This is a genomic window from Bradyrhizobium canariense, from assembly GCF_900105125.1.
GTDB classification, from domain to species: Bacteria; Pseudomonadota; Alphaproteobacteria; order Rhizobiales; family Xanthobacteraceae; genus Bradyrhizobium; species Bradyrhizobium canariense_A.
On the sequence record NZ_LT629750.1, the window covers coordinates 2,773,437 to 2,789,480 of the forward strand.

General features: G+C 61.2%; 15 protein-coding genes. 4 read left to right on the top strand and 11 right to left on the bottom strand.

The window, feature by feature from the left end:
* Nucleotides 1-9: 9 nt before the first annotated feature.
* The 4 genes from BLV09_RS13225 to BLV09_RS13240 all read right to left on the bottom strand — a co-directional run bounded on the left by BLV09_RS13225 (nucleotide 10) and on the right by BLV09_RS13240 (nucleotide 3,677).
* Nucleotides 10-858, bottom strand: a complete 849-nt coding sequence (locus tag BLV09_RS13225) for an ABC transporter ATP-binding protein (protein WP_146687624.1) — start codon at nucleotides 856-858, stop codon at nucleotides 10-12.
* Nucleotides 859-981: 123 nt separating this feature from the next.
* Nucleotides 982-1,971, bottom strand: a complete 990-nt coding sequence (locus BLV09_RS13230) for an ABC transporter substrate-binding protein (protein WP_146687625.1) — start codon at nucleotides 1,969-1,971, stop codon at nucleotides 982-984.
* A gap of 62 nt (nucleotides 1,972-2,033) precedes the next feature.
* Nucleotides 2,034-2,843 (bottom strand): ABC transporter permease, encoded by an 810-nt coding sequence (locus BLV09_RS13235; protein WP_146687626.1) that lies wholly within the window; start codon nucleotides 2,841-2,843, stop codon nucleotides 2,034-2,036.
* 126 nt (nucleotides 2,844-2,969) lie between these two features.
* Nucleotides 2,970-3,677: a TetR/AcrR family transcriptional regulator gene (locus BLV09_RS13240; RefSeq protein WP_174556538.1), complete on the bottom strand. Its 708-nt coding sequence runs from the start codon at nucleotides 3,675-3,677 to the stop codon at nucleotides 2,970-2,972.
* Nucleotides 3,678-3,842: 165 nt separating this feature from the next.
* Here BLV09_RS13240 and BLV09_RS13245 point away from each other — a divergent pair, with 165 nt between their 5' ends.
* Entirely contained in the window at nucleotides 3,843-4,934 is a 1,092-nt protein-coding gene (locus BLV09_RS13245; protein WP_146687628.1) for a quinone-dependent dihydroorotate dehydrogenase, read from the top strand.
* Between the two features lie 94 nt (nucleotides 4,935-5,028).
* Here the strand turns inward: BLV09_RS13245 and BLV09_RS13250 are convergent, their stop codons facing one another.
* Entirely contained in the window at nucleotides 5,029-5,883 is an 855-nt protein-coding gene (locus BLV09_RS13250; RefSeq protein ID WP_146687629.1) for a VOC family protein, read from the bottom strand.
* Nucleotides 5,880-7,139, bottom strand: coding sequence for a Glu/Leu/Phe/Val family dehydrogenase (locus tag BLV09_RS13255; RefSeq protein ID WP_146691100.1), 1,260 nt, complete (start codon nucleotides 7,137-7,139; stop codon nucleotides 5,880-5,882). Before BLV09_RS13255 ends, BLV09_RS13250 begins: the two co-directional genes overlap by 4 nt.
* Before the next feature lie 206 nt (nucleotides 7,140-7,345).
* Here BLV09_RS13255 and BLV09_RS13260 point away from each other — a divergent pair, with 206 nt between their 5' ends.
* Both BLV09_RS13260 and BLV09_RS13265 read left to right on the top strand, forming a co-directional pair.
* Nucleotides 7,346-8,257: a sugar kinase gene (locus tag BLV09_RS13260; protein WP_146687630.1), complete on the top strand. Its 912-nt coding sequence runs from the start codon at nucleotides 7,346-7,348 to the stop codon at nucleotides 8,255-8,257.
* An 18-nt stretch (nucleotides 8,258-8,275) separates the two neighbouring features.
* Nucleotides 8,276-9,217 carry a ribokinase gene (locus BLV09_RS13265; RefSeq protein WP_146687631.1) on the top strand — a complete coding sequence of 314 codons (942 nt, stop codon included), beginning with the start codon at nucleotides 8,276-8,278 and terminating at the stop codon, nucleotides 9,215-9,217.
* Between the two features lie 216 nt (nucleotides 9,218-9,433).
* On the opposite strand, the gene BLV09_RS13275 is transcribed toward BLV09_RS13265, so the two are convergent.
* Nucleotides 9,434-10,654 carry an NAD(P)/FAD-dependent oxidoreductase gene (locus BLV09_RS13275; RefSeq protein ID WP_146687632.1) on the bottom strand — a complete coding sequence of 407 codons (1,221 nt, stop codon included), beginning with the start codon at nucleotides 10,652-10,654 and terminating at the stop codon, nucleotides 9,434-9,436.
* Between the two features lie 4 nt (nucleotides 10,655-10,658).
* A complete protein-coding gene (locus BLV09_RS13280; protein WP_146687633.1) occupies nucleotides 10,659-11,861 on the bottom strand; it encodes a cytochrome P450 in 1,203 nt (400 codons plus the stop codon).
* A 146-nt stretch (nucleotides 11,862-12,007) separates the two neighbouring features.
* Between BLV09_RS13280 and BLV09_RS13285 the strand changes: the two genes are divergently transcribed.
* The gene (locus BLV09_RS13285) at nucleotides 12,008-12,802 is read left to right on the top strand and encodes an enoyl-CoA hydratase/isomerase family protein (protein WP_167559070.1); all 795 of its coding nucleotides are present in this window, start codon (nucleotides 12,008-12,010) and stop codon (nucleotides 12,800-12,802) included.
* Between the two features lie 128 nt (nucleotides 12,803-12,930).
* On the opposite strand, the gene BLV09_RS13290 is transcribed toward BLV09_RS13285, so the two are convergent.
* The 3 genes from BLV09_RS13290 to BLV09_RS13300 all read right to left on the bottom strand — a co-directional run bounded on the left by BLV09_RS13290 (nucleotide 12,931) and on the right by BLV09_RS13300 (nucleotide 15,989).
* On the bottom strand, nucleotides 12,931-14,271 hold the full coding sequence (locus BLV09_RS13290; RefSeq protein WP_146687635.1) for a TRAP transporter large permease: 1,341 nt from the start codon (nucleotides 14,269-14,271) through the stop codon (nucleotides 12,931-12,933).
* Nucleotides 14,268-14,852, bottom strand: coding sequence for a TRAP transporter small permease (locus BLV09_RS13295; protein ID WP_146687636.1), 585 nt, complete (start codon nucleotides 14,850-14,852; stop codon nucleotides 14,268-14,270). Before BLV09_RS13295 ends, BLV09_RS13290 begins: the two co-directional genes overlap by 4 nt.
* A gap of 183 nt (nucleotides 14,853-15,035) precedes the next feature.
* Nucleotides 15,036-15,989 (bottom strand): TRAP transporter substrate-binding protein, encoded by a 954-nt coding sequence (locus BLV09_RS13300; RefSeq protein ID WP_146691101.1) that lies wholly within the window; start codon nucleotides 15,987-15,989, stop codon nucleotides 15,036-15,038.
* Between the last annotated feature and the right edge of the window lie 55 nt (nucleotides 15,990-16,044).

The window sequence follows — 16,044 nt, forward strand, 5'->3', positions numbered from 1 at the left end:
TGTTCAGCCTTAATCCAGCACGCCCTGGGTGAAGAAATGCTTGCGGATCCGCTGCACCAGCTCGGTGAACACCGGATCCGCCATGACATCGAGCGAACGCGGCCGCGGCAGCGGCACGTCGTAAATCGCGGCGATCGCACCGGGCCGCTCGGTCATCACGAGCACGCGATCGGCAAGGAATACGGCTTCCGGAATCGAATGCGTGATCAGCAGCACGGTCTTGCCGGTTTCGCGCTGAATCCGCATCAGCTCGACATTCATGCGCTCGCGCGTCATGGCATCGAGCGCGCCGAACGGCTCATCCATCAGCATGATCTTGGGATCGTGCACCAGGGCCCGGCAGATCGACGCGCGCTGTTGCATGCCACCGGATAATTGCCAGGGAAGCTTTTTCTCGAAGCCCTCGAGGCCAACCAGCTTCAGCAGCGCTTTTGCGCGCGGCAGATATTCGTCGCGCGGCAACCGCTTCATGTCGATCGGCAGCATGACGTTGGAAAGAATATTCCGCCACGGCAGCAGCAACGCGTTCTGGAACACGATCCCGACATTGCCGTGCGGGCTCGTCACCTGTTCGCCCTCGACCAGAATCTCGCCGGTCGAAGGCGGCAGCAGGCCGGAGATCATTTTGAGCAGCGTGGATTTGCCGCAACCGGACGGTCCGACCACGACAAAGAATTCGCCCGCGTTGATATGGAAATCCAATGGACGCAACGACGGCACGTCGCCATCGCGCGAACGATAGGTTTTGGATACGCCGGAAAGCTGAATCCCCGAGGTGGGGTCAGCAGTACGGTCCGACACCACGCGCAGATGCGCGCCCGATGGGACTGCGCTGGTTGTCTTTATCGCCGGATTCATTTCGTCCAGTCCATTCGAAAGCCGTTTCTAGGGCCGTCATTGCGAGGAGCGAAGCGACGAAGCAATCCAGACTTTTTTCTGGCTTTCTGGATTGCTTCGCTGTGCTCGCAATGACGAGCGACCCTATTTCGGCAGATAGTCATTGGTATAAAACGCCTTTGGATTGTCCTTGGCCTTGGCATCGAGACCGCCATACTCGACCATCAGGTTGACGCTGTCGGTCATGTTCTGATCGGTCACCTGGAACGGCCGCTTGTCCTTGGTCTCCGGCGTGCGGTAGAGCGGGATCGTCAGTTCAAAGCCCTGCGTGAGGGTGTCGATCTTGCCACCCTTCGGGTTGGCATCGAGGATCGACTGCGCCGCACCCTTTGGATCCTTCTCGGCGGCTTCGACGGCCTTGGTGGTCGCCGACATGAAGCGCTTGACCAGATCGGCGTTCGCCTTGACGTAGTCGGTGTTGGCGACGAGGCCGGAAGAAACCATGTTGATGCCGTAGTCAGCGAACTTGATCGGATAGACGTCCTTGCCGGTGGCGTCCTTGATCTTCATCGACTGGTCCATCACGTAGCCCAGCAGCAGGTCCGCCTGTCCGTTGATCACGGCGTTCAGCTTGGTCTGGCCGTCGCCGGCGACGGTGTTGAAGTCGCTTTCCTTCAGGCCGGTCTTCTTGAGGAACAGCGGCCAGATCTGCGTCATCGAATCCGCCGGCGTGATCGCCACGGTCTTGCCTTTGATATCCGCCGGCTTGCGAATGTTCTTGTCGGCCAAACCCATCACCGACATCGGGCTGGTCTGCAGCAACACGCCGGTGGCGATGATCGGTGCACCCTTCACCGTCGCGCGCATCATGGTGGGCACATCGACATAGCCAAAGTCGGCCGTCTTGGCCGCGACGGCCTGCGTGGTCGCGGCAGAGCCCCGGCCTTCCTGAATTTCGAGATCGATATTCTCGGCGGCGTAGATGCCTTTGGCCTTGCCATAATAGAACGGCGCGTGCTCGCCATAGACATACCAGTTCAGCATCAGCACGACCTTGTCCGCCGCGGCTGCGGGAGCCGCCGCGAGCGCCGTCCAGATCAATGCTGCAGAAAACGCCGTCACAAACCGCACCATCTCGTCCTCCCCTTCGTGTTTTGTTTCAGCCTTTGGATAGGCCGCTGTTTATGTCCCGCCGCTCAGGCGGCGAAAATGATGTCCTCGCGCTGGCTGACATGCCAGGGAATCACAAAGCGTTCGATCCGGTCGACGATCCAGAACAAGACGACACCGAGCAGCGCCAGGATCACCAGCGCCGCGAACATGGTTGGCAGATCAAACGTGCCGATCGAGCGCTGCAGCACATAGCCAATGCCGGAATTGGAACCGACGAATTCGCCGACGACAGCACCGACCACGGCCAGCGTCACCGAGACTTTCAAGCCGGAAAAAATCGACGGCATCGCATGCGGCAGGTTGACGGCGCAGAATACCTGGAACCGGCTGCCCTGCATCGCGCGCGCGAGATCGACCATATCAGGATCGACCGATTTAAAGCCCTGCACGGCTGATACCACCACTGGGAAAAACCCCAGCAGAAACGCCGAAATAACCTTAGGAACGATGCCGAAGCCGAACCAGACCACGAACAGCGGCGCGATCGCGACTTTCGGCACCGATTGCGAGAACACCAAGAGCGGATAGACGTAGCTTTCCACCGTCTTTGATCCCGCAATCAGCATGGCGATCGGAATGCCGAACGCAGCCGACAACAGGAAGCCGCCGAGTGTTGCGTAGGTCGTCGGCCACGCCTGCCGCAACAATTCCGGCCAATCCTGCCACAGCACCACAACGACATCGGCGGGCGCAGGTACCTGGTAGGCCGGAATCCGGAACAGCCGGATCGCCAGATCCCAGGCAACGACGATGAAAATCAGGAACAAAAACGGGCGAATCCACGCAGCGTTCAGCGCTTTCGACACGCTTCCGGCGCTCTGTGATTCCGCCAATTTCCTCTCCTGTGCAGGCCGCTTTCCAGTCAGAATTAACCCGTTGGATAAATACTGTCTAGCCTTTTCCAATCGGCGAATTTGCGGCCTTTCGTCTAACCCGGACCGCCCCGGGGCCCGTTTGTTTCAAGCGGTATGATGTGCCGAAGCACGCAGTTTTGGCGCTTTGTTCCTGCCGAAAATGGCCGTCGATTTTCCGGTCAAGGCCGCCAGCACCAAAGCCACCATGTGCTCGAGGCGCTCGTCCCTGGCCTCTTTCGCCAAGAGATCGCGGCCAAAAATCACGCTCAAGGTCGCGCTGTTGGAGAGATAGAAAAAACTCAACGCCGCGATCGAAATGTAGAGCTGCACCGGATCGACCGAAACCAGGAAGTCGCCGCTTTCGACGCCGCGCCGCACCACGGTGCGGATCATCTCGACGAACGGCGAATGCATCGATTTGACCTTGGTCGATCGCTTCAAATGGCGCGCCCGCGCCAGATTTTCAGTGTTCAGCAGTGCCAGAAATTCCGGATTGCGGATGAAATAATTCCAGGTGAAACTGATCAACCGCTCGATCGCTTCCGGCGGATCGAGATGTTCCAGATCGAGACCGCGCTCCTCCACCCTGATCTGCTCATAGGCGCCTTCGAGCACCGCGAGATAGAGATCGTCCTTCTTGCCGACGTGATAATACAGCATGCGCTTGTTGGCGCCGGCCTTGACCGCGATCCGGTCGACACGGGCGCCCGCAAGGCCATGCGTGGCAAATTCCTGCTTGGCGGCCTCAAGGATGCGAAGCCGCATGCCCTCGGGATCGCGCTGCCATTTCAAAATTCGTTTTGCCTTGGCCACAGTAAAGACCTGTCATTCTCTTAAAAAACATCGGCACAGGACTTCGCATGTAGCATGCAAGGCCCGGTTTGAGAATGAATCATGTCCCCTGGCCGTCTCGCTGGCAGGCGACCATCAACCTTCCGCCGCCTGGCGATGCGGCCATCAACGTGTTTATGATCCACCATGACGATCTACTCGACCCTTATTCGTCCGCTCGCGTTCCAGCTCGATCCCGAAGCCGCGCATCATCTCGCGATTGCGGCTGGTTCGCATCTCGGCTGGGCCGCGAACGCGATGCGAAGCACCACCCACATCGACGACGAGCGGCTTGCAACCAACGTTGACGGCCTGCATTTCCCCAGCCCGATCGGGCTTGCCGCCGGCTTCGACAAGAGCGGCTCGGCGATCCCAGCGCTCGCCGGTCTTGGCTTTGGCTCTGTCGAGATCGGTTCGATCTCCATCGACCCGTCCGCCGGCAACCCAAAACCCCGGCTGTGGCGCTTGCCCGACGACGAAGCCATCGTCGTCTATTACGGGCTGCCGAACGATGGCGTCGATGCAATCGCCGAACGTTTGGATAGAATGCGCCTGCCGGTGCCGCTGGGGATCAACCTTGTGGTTACCAATCGCGGGCCCGGTGCGGCTCCCTTGAATGCGGACCAGATCATCGGCGAATACGCCGCGGCTGCCAAAGCCATGGCGCCGCACGCGGATTATTTGATGCTGAACCTGTCGTGCCCGAACACCGTAGACGGCCGCGATTTCTTTGCCGACGCGGGTCATCTCGATGCCTGCCTCACGGCGCTCGGTGAAACCCGACCGCGGCTGCCGGTGTTCCTGAAAGTGTCTCCGCTCGGCGGTATCGAGGCGATCGAACGTGTGCTGGCCGCGGCCGACGGCCGGGATTTCGTCGCCGGCTTCATGTTCAACCTGCCGCCGGTCAAGCCCGAGGGGTTGCGCACCCCTGAGCAAATCTGGCGCGCGATGCCGGGCGCCGTGTCCGGTCCACCGGCGGCAGCACTTGCCGACTTCTGCATCCGCGAGACCTTCAAACGCATGGATCGCAAACGCCACGTGCTGATCGGCGCCGGCGGCGTGTCCACGGCCGAAGATGCGTATGCCAAAATCCGCGCGGGCGCATCGCTGGTGCAACTGCTGACCGCGCTGATCTACCACGGCCCCGGCGTCGTACGCACGATCACAGCCGGACTTTCGCAATTGCTGGCGCGCGACGGCGTCAGGAATGTCGCGGACGTCATCGGCGTGGATGCCTAGGGCATGATCCCGAAAAGTGGAAACCGGTTTTCGGCAAAGATCATGCCAAAAAATATAAAGCGACGAGTTCGATTCAGCGATGCTGAATCGGACTCTAGCGATCGTTATCGGGCCGAGGCGTCCGCTCTACCAGCAGCGTGGCAACGCCGCAGGTACCATCGCGCACCGTCATCACCCGGGTGCCCGGCTTGCGGCCTTTGCGCGGCTCCGAAACATCGACGCCTGCTGCAACGAGTCGGGCCCGTGTCGCCTCGATATCGGTAACACGCCAGCAAATACCCCGCAGCCTGTCCGGCGTGTCAGCCGCGTCTTTGCCCGGCCGGTGCGCCACTTCGACGATGAGATCGCCGCAGCGGAAGAACATCAGCCGGCCCCAATCCGGATGCGACCGGTCAAGCGCCATATTGAGCCCAAGCCGCGCGCCATAGAGTGCGGCGGCGCGTTCGGGATCAGCCGTGCCGACCACCACATGATCCATTGCAACCATTGGCGACGACGCCGTCGGCACGGAATGCGGGCGCTCATTTTCCAGTTCAAGAAAAAACATCCGCACGCCGCGTGTCATGTCGGTCGCGGCACGAGTCCGCTTCCACGACAGCGTGGCGCCGGTGGTAGCGTCGCGGCTGTTGGCTTCCGCGATCGGTTCCGGCTTGAGCGTCAGCCGGTCCAGCCGGCGATGCATTTTCGAAATATCATCGGTGCGGAAGCAGATACTTGCCAACCCCTCGCCCTGCTGCGCAAGAACCGCGCGAATCCGATCAGCGCTCGTGCCGTCGCCGCTGGGGGCCATCAGCTCCAACGTCATATTGTCGAGCGTGAACAGCACGCGGTCGGCGCCGTCGCCCGTGCTCTTCCAGGATGGCGCCTGCGCAAACAGTGTCTGATAAGCCGCTCCAGCAGCCTCGATGTCGCTGACGAGGACGACGACGTGATCGAGCCCGGTGATCAAGGGAAAAGTCCTCGGGTATTCTTGGCCGCGCGGACCTTCTCCACGCCGATCGCCATCGCCGCGGTACGGTGGGAAACACCATCCGTCCTGGCGCGCGTGAGCATCAGTTCAAAAGCGCGATCGAGGATGTGATATTCGCGCCGCGTCACTTCCTCCTCTTCCCAAAACAATTGCTGCAGATCCTGCACCCATTCGAAATAGCTGACGACAACGCCCCCGGAGTTGCAGAGGATGTCCGGAATGAGAAAGACTTCATCCCGGCGCTTGTCCAGTACCAGATCGGCGTCCGGCGTGGTCGGGCCATTGGCGCCTTCCGCCAATATTCGGCACTTCAGGTTTTCCGCGACGCGCGCGTCGATCACGCGCTCCATCGCCGCCGGCACCAGAACGTCGCAGGGCAGAGTCAGGATCTGCGCAGGATCGAACTGCAACTGGCTGGAAAAGCCGGCGATGCTGCCATGGGTGGTGGCGTGCCGCATCAAGGCGGGAATGTCGAGGCCGGCCGAATCATGAAGCGCGCCGGTGTGATCGCTGACCGCGATCACCTTGAGGCCGAACTGATGCAATCCGAACGCGGCATAGGAACCGACATTGCCGAACCCCTGGACCACCGCCGTGGCATTGTTGGTATCGATCGACAATTCTCTCATCACCCGCCCGGCGAGATAGGCGACGCCACGGCCGGTGGCTTCGCGCCGGCCCAGGGTGCCGCCGGAGGCTACCGGCTTGCCGGTAACGATCTCGGTCACGGTCTGTCCCTGATACATCGAATAGGTGTCCATGAACCAGGCCATCACCTGCTCGTTGGTGCCCATGTCGGGTGCCATCACGTCGGTATGCGGCCCGACGAACGGAATCATCTCCTGCATATAGCGCCGCGACAGCGCTTCCAGCTCGCGTTTGGAGATGGTGGAGAGATCGACATTCACCCCGCCCTTGGCGCCGCCATAGGGCAGACCGACCAACGCGCATTTCCAGCTCATCCAGATCGCCAGTGCGGCCACTTCGCCGATATCGACGCTGGGAGAAAACCGCGTACCGCCCTTGGTGGGACCAAGCGTGAGGTGATGCTGAACGCGATATCCCTCGAATACCGCGACTGAGCCGTCGTCGCGATGGATCGGACAGGAAACCGTGATCGCACGCTTGGGCAACAGCAAGCGATCACGCTCGTCCATCGGAATTTCAAGGTAATTGGCAATCACCCCGAACTGGTTCACTGCCATGTCGAACACCGGACCGGAATAGACAGTCATCATTCACCCTCTTTGGTCTCGCTGTCCGGAACCCGGAACGGACGCAGGCCGTTAGATCGGAGGCCCGACGCCGGGGACATCGTAGTCTGCCCCAAGGTTATCTCGCCAACGGTCCGGTTGCGAATAATTTTAGCGAATGATCTGGCATAAGCGGTGCTAATGTATGTCCGCGGCCGGGACCACCCATCAGCCACGACGGAAAACGAATGCAGGCTCTCTTCATCGGACAAACCTATATCGACGTCACCTTCATCACCGACCACATGCCGACCGGCGACGAAAAGCACGTCGCATCCGCCTACGCGGTCTCGTTCGGCGGCAATGCGGTCACAGCGGCTTTTTGCTGTGCCAAGCTCGGAATCGTGCCGGATCTGATCGCCACCGTGGCCAATGACTGGCTCGGACGGATGTTTCAGGACATGAGCGCGAAATACGGGATCTCGATCCATCCGCGCAAAGTCAATTCCTCGTCACTGTCCTTCATCATGCCGAAGGATGGCAAGCGCGCCATCGTGCGTTGCCGCGACGACGAACATATCCATCCCTTTCCCATGCTCAATCTCAAGGGCTGCCGTGCGCTGCATGTCGACGGTCATCAGCCGGACGCCGCAATCCATTATGCCAAGCTGTGTCGCGAGGCCGGCATCCTGACCTCGCTCGACGGCGGCGGCCTGCGGACCAACACCCACGAGCTTCTTGAGTTTATCGATATCGCTATCGTCGCCGAGCGGCTGTGCGAGCAGATGGATCTGACGCCGGACAAGATGCTGGATTATCTCAAGAGCCGGGGCTGCCGGGTCGGCGGCATCACCCAGGGTGAAAAAGGCCTGGTCTGGTACGACGAGACGGGCACGGTTCGTACCATGCCCGCGCTCCCGATTGCGCGTGAGCGCGTGCTCGATACTAACGGCGCCGGGGACGTATTTCATGGCGCTTATGTGTTTTCATATCTCAACAATCCCGGCAAAAGCTGGCACGACCATTTCGAATTCGCGCGCGCTGCATCGACCTACAAGATCCAGCGGCTCGGCAACGAGGCCGGATTGCCGACGCTCGCCGATATCGAAGCCGTCAAGCAGGAGTTTCAAATCGGGCGCAAGAAGGAATTTTGGGACTAGAAAATCTTGGGATCAGGTATGGGCCGCGTTTTCGTTGCCGGCAGCATCAACATGGATGTGGTGGCGACCGCCGACCGGCACCCGCGGATCGGCGAGACCATCGCCGGACAGCAGGTGCTTTATTTTCCCGGAGGCAAGGGCGCGAACCAGGCGGTATCGGCGGCAAAGCTCGGCGCGCCGACAACACTGATCGGCCGGCTCGGCCAGGATGCGTTCGGCCGCGAGCTGAAGGCGTTTCTTGCCACCCAGGAGATAGACCTGAGCTTCGTGCAGGAAACTTCCGGAGCGCAGACCGGAACCGCCATCATCACCATCGCCAAGGCCGACAACACCATCGTCGTCATTCCCGGCGCGAACGCGCTTGTTGGCGTCACCGATGTTGCGGCCCCCTTATTGGCAAAAGGCGACATCGCCGTCAGCCAGTTCGAGATTCCGCTCCCCACCATCAGCGCGTTCTTTAAACGGGCTCGCGCCGTGGGCGCTACAACCATCCTCAATCCAGCGCCGGCGATCGAATTCGACGCTGAAATGCTCGATCTCGTCGATATTCTCATCCTCAATGAGAGCGAGCTCGGTCTTCTCTCAAAGACTGAACTCCGCGACACCGACGATCACACGCGCTTCATCGAAGCCGCTAGGTCTTTGCGAGGCGGCAAAGACAAGATCGTCTGCGTGACGTTAGGCAAGCGAGGCGTGGTCGCGCTGGTGGATGGAAAACCGCTGATTATTTCGGGCCTCGCCGTCGAGGCTGTCGACACCACCGGTGCGGGCGATTGTTTTGTCGGCGCGGTGGCGGCGCAACTGGCGACGGGGAATCCTATTAGCGATGCGCTGAATTACGCCAACGTTGCAGCGTCGATCTGCGTGCAGCGAATGGGCGCTGCGCCGTCGATGCCAACGATATCGGAAGTCGAGACGGCCATCTCCACGCGTCGTCCCGGCGCACGCCGGGACCCATAGTCACCGGCGTTTGTTGATCGTGCAAGACGTCTGCCAAGGTGCCTTAATGATGGTTCACGGCGTATGGACACCCGCGTTCTCCGGGACGACAAATTTTACGGACAGCTTCGTAGGGTGGGCAGAGGCGCACTCGCGCCGTGCCCACCATTTCTTGTGCGATTGGATTTGGTGGGCACGCTGCGCTTTGCCCACCCTACGGATCTGTTTAGCTAATCTTCAACTCAACGCGCTCTTTAGATCGAAGCTGATGTCCGCCGCCTGCTCCGGCGTAATCGAGCCGTTGGCAGCGAGCAAACGCCGTCCGAACATGTGATCGCCGGCACGATTGACCGACTCGATGCCGACGAGTTGCTCTGACCTATAGCAGAACGCGGAAAACGCGCCCTGCTCCCGGTCGCCGCGCACCGCGACGCGATCATATCCGGTGGTCAGGCCGGCGATCTGAAGCTTGTCGCTGCCCTGATCGCTCCAGAACCAGGGCAGCCCGTCATAATGTTTTGCGTCACCGGTCAGCCGCGCCGCGACACATTTTGCATGATCGGTGGCATTCTGCACGGACTCGAGCCGAAGCGACCCGCCAAAACGCTGGCTTGCGTACAGCGCGCAGTCGCCGATCGCCGAGATATTCGAATCCGAAGTCAGCAACTGCTCGTCGACGATGATGCCAGAGGCGACCGGCAGGCCAGCCTCCGCTGCCAGTTCGACATTGGGCAGGACGCCAACGCCGACCACGACCAGATCGGCGGCCACATGCCGGCCGTCGCTGAGGCTCACACCTGTCACTTTGCCGTCGTGGCCCTCGATGCTGGTGGCCTGCACACCCAGATAAAGCCGGATGCCCGCTGCGGTGTGCCGGTCTTGAAAGAATTCCGAGATTTCCGCGGTCACCGCGCGCGCCATGACGCGCGTACCGAGTTCGAGCACATCCACGTCGAGGCCTTTGGCGCGAGCCGTGGCGGCGAATTCCAGCCCGATAAACCCCGCGCCGATCACCACCACCCGCTGGCCCGGCACAAGCCACTGCCGCAATGCTTCGCTTTCGTCGAGCGTCCGCAGATAGCGCACGGCTTCAAGATTGGCGTTCGGGATATCAAGCAAACGATTACGCGCACCGGTCGCCAGTACCAGATGCTCATAATCGAGCGACGAGCCGGAGGCGAGCAGCAGCCGGCGCGTGGCACGATCGATCGCGACAGCACGGTCGGCGATCAATTCGATGTTCTGGTCGCGATAGAATTTGTCCGGACGAAACATCAGGCTGTCCGGAGCGCCGCCGCCTTTCAGATAGGCCTTGGACAGCGGCGGCCGCTGGTACGGCAGATGGCTCTCGTCGTTGATCAGGCAGACCGGTTCGCCATACCCCGCTTGCCGCAACGATGCCGCGAGCTGAAAGCCCGCGTGCCCTGCGCCGACAATTAAAACAGGTTGCTTCGCCATTCCGTCAGACCGGTACAACGCGAAGCGGCAAGGTGTCGAGCCCGCGCAGCGTATTGTTCAGCCGCCGCTCCGGCTGGCCGGTCATCTCGAACGAGGCGACGCGCCTGGCGAGAGCGCCAAAAATCGCCTCGCTTTCAAGCCGCGCCACCGCCTGCCCGACGCAGCCATGAATGCCGGTGCCGAACGTCATGTGTCCGGTCGCGCGGCGCCTGACGTCAAAGGTGTCAGGCTTGTCCCAGCGCCGTGGATCGCGGTTGGCGGCCGCGAGAAACAGCAGCACTTTCTCGCCATCGCCGATATGCACGCCGCCCACGTCCACAGCTTTGGTCGTGGTGCGGAAGAAGGTCTGCACCGGCGCTTCGAACCGCAACACCTCTTCAAACGAGCCGCGGATCAGGTTCGGGCTCTCACGAAGGATGGTCCATTGTTCGGGATTGCTCGCAAAGCAATATAGCGCGTTGCCAAGCCCATAGACGGTGGTGTCGATACCGGCCGAAAGGAACGAGCGCACCAGCATGCCGGCTTCGGCTTCGGACAATTCACCAGCGTCGACGGCTTCGAATATCCGCATGCCCAATCCGCTGGGCGCCAGCGCCGCACGGCTGCATTTCGACATGATCCAGTCGCGCACCGGCCCGGCGTTGGCCATGGCCTTGTCGAACAGATCATTGCGCGGGCCGAACGAGTTGAACACCATGCTGCCGTAAGGCAGCAGATTCTCGCGCCCCTCCTCGGAAATGCCGACCGCGTCCGGAAACACTTTCAGCGGGTAAGCCTCGGCCAGATCGGCTACGCCGTCGAACTCCCGCTGCTCCAGCAGACGGTCGACCAGCGCTTCCGCCTCGCGCGCGAACGTCTCGCGCAGGATGTTGATGGCCGCGGGCGACAGGATGCGCGTCAGCACCGCGCGGGTGCGCGTGTGCAACGGCGGGTCGGCTTCGAGGATGATGCTCGGCGGACGCCAGGGCGGTTCCTTGCGGAAGTCGCTCAAACCCACGCCGGCTCCGGAGCAGTAGGTCTGCCAGTCGGTCAGCGCGTCGCGAACTTCCTGATGTCGCGCCATCGCCCAGATGCCGTAATGTTCCAGCCAAACCACCGGCCCCGCTTCGCGCATCGCCTCATGGTGTGGATAGGGATCGCTCAGGAACGCGTGGGAAAAGGGATCGATGGTGGAGACCGGACGGTCGACTGTCGCTTCCATGCTCATCACGAACCCTCCCGCTTCCGGCTGTTGCAATGCGGTGAGCCGCCCGGCCGTTTGTCCATATTCTGCAGACTTGGCCGGGGATTGTCACCTCTTCCCTTCTGCTATTTAAATGACCAGCGACGTTCTTCAGGGCTATCCCCATGCCGATACCCGCCACCACCTCCCTGCCCGACGATCCGGCCCTGCTCAGGATCGAAGGCCCGATTGCGACCATCACGCTCAATCGGCCAACCGCGTTCAACTCGATCGATCTTTCCATCGCCAAAAAACTGGAACAGCTCAGCGCCGAGGTCGAGGCGTCCGATGATATTCGGGTGCTCGTGATCGAAGGTGAAGGCCGCGCATTCTGTGCCGGCGGCGATCTGCAAACCATCGGCGCCGCGGCGGCGACCGATACCATTGCGCCCGTGGTCGGCGAGTTGCTGCAGCACTACCACGCCTTCATCACGACGCTGCGGCGGATGCCGAAGATCGTGCTGGCAAGCGTGCATGGCTCGGCTGCCGGCGCCGGAATGTCGCTCGCTTTCGTGGCGGACCTCTGTATCGCCACTGAAGACGCCCGCTTCACGCCAGCCTATTCAAAACTTGGCGTGTCGCCGGACGGCGGCGGAACCGTCGGCCTTGCGGCGAGCGTCGGCACGCGGCGCGCCTTGCAGATCTTCCTCGCGGAAGACAGCTTTTCGGCGGCACAGGCTTATGATTGGGGCCTGCTCGCCAAGGTGGTTCCGGCGGCCGAACTGAAAGCCGCCACCCGTGAGCTGGCGCAACGCCTGGCGCAAAACGCTCCAGCCGGGCTCGCAGCCACCAAGGCACTGATCCATCGGGCGCCGACGACCCCGATCGAACAGCAGCTCGATGCCGAGCGCGACGCCATCATCGACTGCATGCACAGCGAAGAGTTCCGTGTGGCGGTGAAGAAGTTCACCAGCAAGATGAAATAGTTTGGGCCGTCATCATCCGCGGAAGCGGATGATCCAGTACTCCGCGGCATCTCGGCTTCAGGCTCGGTCTCGGATTACTGGATGCCCCGCTTTCGCGGGGCATGACGACTTGGTCCACGCGGACGCTATCAATCCGGGCAGATATATCCCGTCCCCGCCGGTGACTTGAAACAACCGACCGATTCCGGAATCACGTGCTTGGGCAGCCAAAGCACCACTTTCGGGAAATAGATCGTGAAGCAGATCGTGACCAGAAACACCACGTAGATCGGCAGCGCCGCGCGCAACGCTTTGCCAAAGCTGACGCCGACGAATTTCGAGGCCATCAACAGCACCAGGCCATAGGGCGGCGTGATCAGTCCGAACGCCAATGTCGCGATCAGCACCACACCCATATGCACGCCGTTGATGTCGCCGGCCTGGGTCAGCGCATTCACCAGCGGCATGAAGATGATGATGGTCGGCACCGGCTCGATGAAATCGCCGACGACGGTGAACAGCGCCACCATCAGCAACATGATGTAGTGCGGATTGCTGCCTGCGATCGAGGTGATCCAGTCGGCGATCACGATGGCGCCGCGCAGATAGGCGAGCATCCAGCCAAAGGCGTTGGCGGCGCCGATCGTGATCAACGGCAGCGAGAAGATCAGGCCGGCGAGACAGAAATCGTAGGGGATTTTCCGCAGGTGACCGCGATTGAGCGCGGGAATGACAACGGCGATGATCCATACCACCGCAACGACACCGGCTTCCGTCGGCGTGAACCAGCCAGTGAGAATGCCGCCGAGCAGGATCACGGGTATCATCAGCGGAAGCGCCGCATCGCCGGTCGCAAACACCACCTGGCGTAACGGCGCCCGCGGCTTGCTCATGCCGGTGGGCCCGAAGAAATAGCAATAAATCATCAGCCCGATGCCGATCATCAATCCCGGCACCACGCCCGCCATGAACAAGCCGGCAATCGAGACATTGCCCACCGCGCCGTAGACGACGGCGGTGATGCTCGGCGGCACCAGCGCTGCGATCGTGGACGCCGAGGCAATGATCGCGGCAATGAAGGCGGGGTTATAGCCTTCCCGCTTCATCGGCCCGCCCAATGCGCGAGTCATGACCGCGACGTCGGCGGTGGTCGATCCCGACATTTCCGAGAAGAACATGCTGAAGACGACGACGACCTGCGACAGCCCGCCCCGGATATGCCCGACCAGCGACAGCGACAAATTGGCGATCCGTACCACGACATTCGCCGAACTCATGAGCTCGCCGACCAGCAGGAAAAACGGAATCGCCAGCAAGGCTTCGGAGTCCACGCCGTCGAAAATCTTCTGGATGATCGCGGCAAGCGAAACGTCCGTCAGCATGGCGCCGACGAAAACGCCGGCCATCAGCGAGAATGGCACGGGCACGCCGAGATAGCCGAAAAACAGGAAGCAGAGCGACATCAGCGCAAGGACGATGGGCGCGCTCACGGCAGCGTCCTCTTCTGAATGCCGGTGTCGATTGCCGGAATCGGCAGGTCCTCGTCCGGCGGCTCTGGATGGTCAAATCCATTGCGGATGCCGTTCACCAGCTGCTCGATCGTGAACAGCGCCACCAAAACGCCTGACAGCGGAATCACCGCGTAGAGCGAGGCGATCGGCGTACCCGACGGCAGCCGGAAACTGCCAAAGCCCCTGAGATAATTGATGTAGCCGAACCAGATCAGGCAAAACGCGACGCCGAGAACGACCAGCCGGATCACGATCTCGACGATCAGCCGCGGGGTGCCATGCAACGCCTCGGAGATCGCGGTCAGATAGAGATGGTCGTTGCGACGGGTGGCGACCGCCGCACCGATGAATATCCCATAGATAAACAGCGTCGAGGTGACTTCCTGCAGCCACAGCCAGGGATGGCCGATGGTGCGGGTAATAATGTCGAACATGACCGACAGCGAGAAGCCGAAACACAGGACGCCGCAGACGATCATCAGCACCAGTTCAAGCCTGTCGAGCCACCGCCATTTCAGGTGATGCTGCCGCTGCAACACCAGTTTGTCGGCGATGGCCATCAAGCTCTCCGTCGTCTCGGATCAAACTCTGTGGTCCCGGCGAACGCCGCGACCCATAACCACCGGCGTCCATTGTTGGCAAAAAGTGTCTACCTGGTTGCCCGACCAAAAGGCGGCGGCGTATCGGTCCCGGCGCCTCACGCGCAATTGCGCGCCAGGCCGGGACGACGCGCGGATAGGGCACTAATTGATCGCCCGGATCAGGGTCTTGATCTTCTCCGCATGCGGACCGAGCTCCTTGGCGAGCTTGTCGAGATAGGGATCGGCGATCTTCTGAAAACCCGTCTTGTCGACATCGGCGACGATCTTGACGCCCATTTTCTGCAGCTTGGTTGCCGCGGAGCGTTCGAGATCGAACGCCCGCTTGGGCTCCTGCTGGCTGACATCCCTGGCCGCATCCAGCACCCACTGCTTCTGGTCGGCGTTGAGGCTCTGCCAGAGTTTGTCGCTGATCCACAGGATCGCGTTATTGGCTTCATGCTCGGTCATCGACAGCACCGGCGCCACTTCGTAGTGCTTGTTGATGAGGTAGACGTTGACGGCGTTCTCGCCAAAATCCATCACGCCGGTCTGCAATGATGTGTAGACGCTGCCGAACGGCATGTGCACAGTCTGCGCGCCATAGGCGGCAAACATGGTATCTTCGGTGGCGGTGGCCTGGACCCGAACCTTGTAACCCTTGAGATCCTCGACCTTGTGCACTTCCCTCTTGCCATACAGATGCCGGAAGCCCTGGGTGCCGAGCCCGATCGCATGAATGCCCTGCGTGGTGCCGTCGATCATGTCCCGCACGGCCTCGAAGACCTTGGGGTCCGCGAGCGCCTTGATGTTGTGGTCTTCGGAGCGGAACAGATAATGCAGCGACATCACGCCGGCCTGCGGCGAGATCGTGGAGGTGTTCGCGGAGGAGACGATGGCGAAATCGATATCGCCGGACCTGACCAGTTGCAGGATTTGCGGCTCTTGCCCGAGCTGCGCACCGGGATACTGGTCGACCAGCATAGTGCCTTTGCTCAATTCCTTGAGCTTGGCTGAAAATATGTCGTAGGCAATGCTGTAACCGGAGTTGAGCTGCTGGTCGTGGGCGAAGCGATAATGCTTCACCTCCTGGGCGCCCGCGCTCGCCGTGATCGCCATCGCGAACGCAACGATCAGCCCGCCGATTGTCCTTGCCGGATAAGCCACTTGTTTC

Coding starts and splice junctions, on each gene's coding strand:
- BLV09_RS13230 (WP_146687625.1), bottom strand. CDS start 1,971: ATGGTGCGGTTTGTGACGGCGTTTTCTGCAGCATTGATCTGGACGGCG.
- BLV09_RS13260 (WP_146687630.1), top strand. CDS start 7,346: ATGCAGGCTCTCTTCATCGGACAAACCTATATCGACGTCACCTTCATC.
- BLV09_RS13280 (WP_146687633.1), bottom strand. CDS start 11,861: ATGAGCATGGAAGCGACAGTCGACCGTCCGGTCTCCACCATCGATCCC.
- BLV09_RS13295 (WP_146687636.1), bottom strand. CDS start 14,852: ATGGCCATCGCCGACAAACTGGTGTTGCAGCGGCAGCATCACCTGAAA.
- BLV09_RS13300 (WP_146691101.1), bottom strand. CDS start 15,989: ATGGCGATCACGGCGAGCGCGGGCGCCCAGGAGGTGAAGCATTATCGC.
- BLV09_RS13245 (WP_146687628.1), top strand. CDS start 3,843: ATGACGATCTACTCGACCCTTATTCGTCCGCTCGCGTTCCAGCTCGAT.
- BLV09_RS13225 (WP_146687624.1), bottom strand. CDS start 858: ATGAATCCGGCGATAAAGACAACCAGCGCAGTCCCATCGGGCGCGCAT.
- BLV09_RS13255 (WP_146691100.1), bottom strand. CDS start 7,139: ATGACTGTCTATTCCGGTCCGGTGTTCGACATGGCAGTGAACCAGTTC.
- BLV09_RS13275 (WP_146687632.1), bottom strand. CDS start 10,654: ATGGCGAAGCAACCTGTTTTAATTGTCGGCGCAGGGCACGCGGGCTTT.
- BLV09_RS13265 (WP_146687631.1), top strand. CDS start 8,276: ATGGGCCGCGTTTTCGTTGCCGGCAGCATCAACATGGATGTGGTGGCG.